Raw genomic sequence first — 4736 nt, 5'->3', positions numbered from 1 at the left:
CAGCTTTGGTGGGTAAAATGTATTCTAAGATACATTTCTCAAGAGCGAGGGGGTGGAACGAACCACAAAGACACAAAGGACACAAAGATCGATCGATCCTATGTCAATTAAACTTATCACACAGAACCTAGAAGAGCCATCAGTTTTCAGATGTGATACTAAATCTGGTTATTAAAAACTGATTATCTATTGCTCCTATTGCCTATTGCCTATTGCCTATTGCCTGTCCTCATAAGTAGCCTATACTCAACGGATTTAGTATGAGTTATCAGTTCACTGATTACTGATTACTGTTCACTGTTCACTGAAATAACTTCCCCATTTCCCTCTCCCGCAGCTGAAAAACCTCAAGATTATTAATTTAAAGCATCTTTAAGAGCCGTGCGAGCGGCCAGATGATTGCGGGTTGAGGTGAGAATTTCCGATTCTCGTTGCAGACGACTGACTGTATCGAGCATTTCCAATAAAGCCTGTTGTTCCCCGGCCACACCGTAGAGATTACCCGCCACCCAGTAGGATAATTCCAGGGGAAGACTAGGCAAATCGTCGGGGAGTTCAATTTTTTGAGCGGTTAATTTGGCTGAGAGATGAACCACATCCCGCAGCAGTCGATCCACTTCTTTGGCCAGAGGTCGCAGATCTTGGGTGGTGGGGACATCTTCAATCCACTCCACTAAACCGACACGATAGGGTTTTTCCCGGACGTATTCTAGGACACGGAAGCGCTGTTGACCGATGGTGAGAATTTTTAACCGGTCGTCCGGGAGACGTTGACAACGGACAACTTCGGCACAACTGCCGACTTTAGCGATTTCTCCCGTGGCCGGATCTACCATTAAGACCCCAAAACGGCGATCTTCTTCCAATATCGTATTCATCATAATCCGATAGCGAAACTCGAAGATGTGCAGGGGCAGGGGACGACCCGGGAATAAAACAACTTCGGGTAGGGGAAAGAGGGGTAATTCTCTAACGGCAATGGAAGAAGTGGCCATAGGTTTAGTAAAAAAAAACCGATCTTTTCTTATTTTTACACAATACCCCCTGAACCGCTAGGCAAGGGCAAGAGACTCCGAGCCAGTATTGAGGGGTCGGGAGATTGCCTTTATTTAGGGTTTATCGATTTTCAGGTGGTCAACTACCTAATTTTCAGGGAAAAAGTCCCTGAATTTTCCCCTCGATCCCCGCAATGGCTGGCACTTTTTGAGGAGAAAAAAGTCTAAAAGTCTTATCCAACAAGGTTTTTAGATTTATTCAGCCAACCTTTATTTATTCTCCCTTCTCCCTTCTCCCCCACTTCCCCACTTCCTAATTCGGGTTGGCTGAATAATAAATGTGAAATATAGACGAGGTAAGGGGTTTGGGGTCTTGTTTGGCGAAGCAGCTACAATATTTTCAAGCTAGTGGCTCAAAAACCCTGCATTTTGACCAGCGGTCGCCCCTACTTTTTCAGCCAACCCTAATTGATAATTCATAATTCATAATTCCCACACCCCCCCTCAATGCACTTACTGCATGATATAAATGCCTAAACACGATGGTGAGCGGATTTCTGTTACAAACAATACAAAATTATCCAACTTAAAACGAATTAAATAACAAATAGAGACTAGGTAAATTACTAAATTTTTGCTAATGACGACGGTATTTTAAAGAATACTTATTGTTAAATCCCGATTTCTTCATTTCTAACCCGCACCAACTAGAACAATTGCACCTACAGATCAGTAAGGAGATAGATTCGTGGTACAAGCACCTGAAAAAGATGGAACAACTCTCAATAAATTCGAGAAATTTAAAGCCGAAAAAGACGGATTAGCCATCAAAGATGAACTAGATCATTTTGCCCAAATCGGTTGGGAAGCGATGGATAAAACCGATTTAGAACATCGCTTAAAATGGGTGGGGGTGTTTTATCGTCCCGTCACCCCGGGCAAATTCATGATGCGTTTACGGATTCCTAACGGCATTCTTAGCAGTGAGCAAATGCGCGTTTTAGGGGAAATCGTGCAGCGTTACGGTGATGATGGCAATGCCGATATTACTACTCGTCAAAACCTACAATTACGCGGTATTCGCATCGAAGATATTCCCGATATTTTCCAACGACTAAAATCCGTGGGTATGACTTCGGTACAATCGGGTATGGATAATGTCAGAAATATTACCGGTTCACCCATGGCGGGACTAGACGCAGATGAATTAATTGACACCAGGGAATTAGTCCAAAAAGTCCAAGATATGATTACCAACTACGGTCAAGGTAATTATCAATTTACCAATCTGCCCCGCAAATTTAATATTGCCATCGAGGGGGGCCGGGATAACTCGGTTCATGCGGAAATTAACGATATTGCCTTTGTTCCTGCCTATAAAGAGGGAGAATTAGGCTTTAATGTTGTGGTAGGTGGCTTTTTCTCGGCTAAACGCTGTGAAGCGGCAATTCCTATGAATGTTTGGGTGAGACCGAATCAGGAGGTGGTGGATTTATGCCGAGGAATTTTGGAAGTTTACCGCGATAACGGATTACGCGCCAATCGTCAAAAATCCCGTTTAATGTGGTTAATTGATGAGTGGGGAATCGAGGAATTCCGCACGCGGGTGGCTAATCACTTAGGTTATCCCTTGGCAACGGCAGCGGAAAAAGACGCAATCGACTGGGAAAAACGGGATCATTTAGGAGTTTTTCCGCAAAAACAGGAGGGATTGAGCTATATCGGTCTTTGTGTTCCCGTTGGTCGTCTATTTGCCGATGATATGTTCGATTTGGCCCGGATTGCTGAAGTGTATGGCAGCGGAGAATTGCGTTTAACCGTGGAACAAAACGTGATTATTCCCAATATAGCGGCTGAAAATATGCCAACTCTTTTAACCGAGCCTTTACTGGCTAAGTTTACCCCCAATCCTACTCCTTTGCAACGAGCGCTCGTTTCTTGTACGGGGGCTCAATTCTGCAATTTTGCCCTGATTGAAACCAAAAACAGGGCTGTGGACTTAATTAGTCAGTTAGATGCTGAATTAAATATCCCCCAGGGTGTGCGGATTCACTGGACCGGTTGCCCTAACTCCTGCGGACAACCCCAAGTGGCCGATATCGGTTTGATGGGGACAAAAGCACGCAAAGACGGCAAAACCGTGGAGGGAGTTGACCTCTACATGGGGGGTAAAGTGGGTAAAGATGCCCACCTGGGAAGTTGTGTACAAAAAGGGATTCCCTGTGAGGATCTAAAATCGCTGTTAACTTCTATCCTCATCGAACAATTTGGCGCAACACCGAAAGGTTAATTAACAAGTTTCTCGATACGAATGGGGGGTTTATCCCCTCTTTTTTTATCTATCTCTGTTGGGTGAAATTGGCCAACATCTTGCTATAGTAGGAGGCAGATGGCAGCAGGAAAATTCTTATATATTTTCCTTCCAGATGGGAATCGTTACTTAGCTTCAAATTGGGCTTGTTTACGAAGTAATTCCCCGATGGTTAAATTGGGTTGGGGTCTGCCCTCAAAAACCGTTCCTACCTCAAATTTTTGCAACTGTACCCGTGCCAAATGATAGGCCTCATCGGGTAGGGGAATATAACCAATAGTATCTAATAAATTGGGAACTCGATCGAGATAATATTTGACAAATTTCTCTAAAGCGGGATTCTCTTGGGCTTTTTGGGCATTAACATAAATAAACAAAGGACGAGAAAAAGGCTGATATTTACTATCCTCAACATTGCCGCGAGTTGGTTCAATACCGTTAACTTTTAACGCTTTTAATTTATCCCGATTTTGTTCATAGTAAGCGTGGCCAAAATAGCCTAAAGCGTTGGCATCTTGACTGACGGCATTAACTAAAGCTTGGTCATCTTCACTAAAATTAAAGTCCCCACGACTGGCATCTTTGCTGTTAATTACCTCACTAAAAAAATCGTAGGTTCCGGAATCTTTACCTGGCCCGTGAAGGGTAATCGGTCGGTCGGGCCAAGCGGGATTAATTTGATTCCAACGTTTGATTTTATTCTCGGCTGCTGGTTCCCAAATAGTTCTTAATTCTGTGGTGGAAATATCATCAACCCAGTTATTTTGGGGATTGACTACCACGGTTAAAGCATCAAAAGCGATCGGTAGTTCAATAAATCTTATCTTATTAGCATCACATTTTTTTAATTCTTCCACAGAAATCGGCCGAGAAGCATTATTAATATCGGTTTCTCCCGCACAAAATTTTCTAAAACCGCCGCCGGTTCCTGAAATATTAGCGTCAACTTTAACATCAGCCAAAGCTTTGTGGGGAGGATTGGCTTTAAAATCTTCGAGAACTTTGTTGGTAATTGGTGCTACGGTACTCGAACCATCAATTTTAATTGGTTTGAGGTCTTGAGGATTAATATTGGCACAGGCGGGTAAAATTAGAGCAGTACCCAGGACAATTGCCACTACTTTGGTGGGACGAGATAGCTGAGTAAAAATTTCTAGCATAGGTGTAAAAAGGAGAAAGTAAAAACGGGTATTGGGGAGACTTTTCAGTTATCAGTGGGGTAGTGGGGTAGTGGGGTAGTGGGGAGTTTTTTGCTGTAATCGGTAATCGGTGAACTGAAAACTCACATCGGGAGCATCCCACTTTTGCAATAAGAAATTGTACTTAGATGCGAAATGCTTAGATGGCAAGCCTTTTCGGGAGTTCATAGATTTTTAACGGTTCTCTAAATTGTGTGATTCAAACCAGAATCGTTACTACAAAAGCCTTCT

Annotated in this window: 3 protein-coding genes; 1 reads left to right on the top strand and 2 read right to left on the bottom strand. The window is 43.2% G+C overall.

Annotated features, from left to right (window positions below; genetic code table 11):
* Positions 1-356 precede the first annotated feature (356 nt).
* Positions 357-995 (bottom strand): LON peptidase substrate-binding domain-containing protein, encoded by a 639-nt coding sequence (locus ACE1AQ_RS04200; protein ID WP_002739408.1) that lies wholly within the window; start codon positions 993-995, stop codon positions 357-359.
* A 748-nt stretch (positions 996-1743) separates the two neighbouring features.
* Here ACE1AQ_RS04200 and ACE1AQ_RS04195 point away from each other — a divergent pair.
* A complete protein-coding gene (locus tag ACE1AQ_RS04195) occupies positions 1744-3285 on the top strand; it encodes a ferredoxin--nitrite reductase (RefSeq protein WP_008196112.1) in 1542 nt (513 codons plus the stop codon).
* A 146-nt stretch (positions 3286-3431) separates the two neighbouring features.
* Here the strand turns inward: ACE1AQ_RS04195 and ACE1AQ_RS04190 are convergent, their stop codons facing one another.
* On the bottom strand, positions 3432-4466 hold the full coding sequence (locus ACE1AQ_RS04190) for a PstS family phosphate ABC transporter substrate-binding protein (RefSeq protein WP_110544805.1): 1035 nt from the start codon (positions 4464-4466) through the stop codon (positions 3432-3434).
* Positions 4467-4736 lie beyond the last annotated feature (270 nt).

This window comes from Microcystis sp. BLCC-F209 (assembly GCF_041928595.1).
Taxonomy (GTDB): Bacteria; Cyanobacteriota; Cyanobacteriia; order Cyanobacteriales; family Microcystaceae; genus Microcystis.
This window is presented reverse-complemented; position numbering and strand designations above follow the sequence as displayed.

What these genes read in the sequence shown, in the direction of transcription:
- ACE1AQ_RS04200 (WP_002739408.1), bottom strand. Translation starts at nt 995, where the DNA reads ATGGCCACTTCTTCCATTGCCGTTAGAGAATTACCCCTCTTTCCCCTA.
- ACE1AQ_RS04190 (WP_110544805.1), bottom strand. Translation starts at nt 4,466, where the DNA reads ATGCTAGAAATTTTTACTCAGCTATCTCGTCCCACCAAAGTAGTGGCA.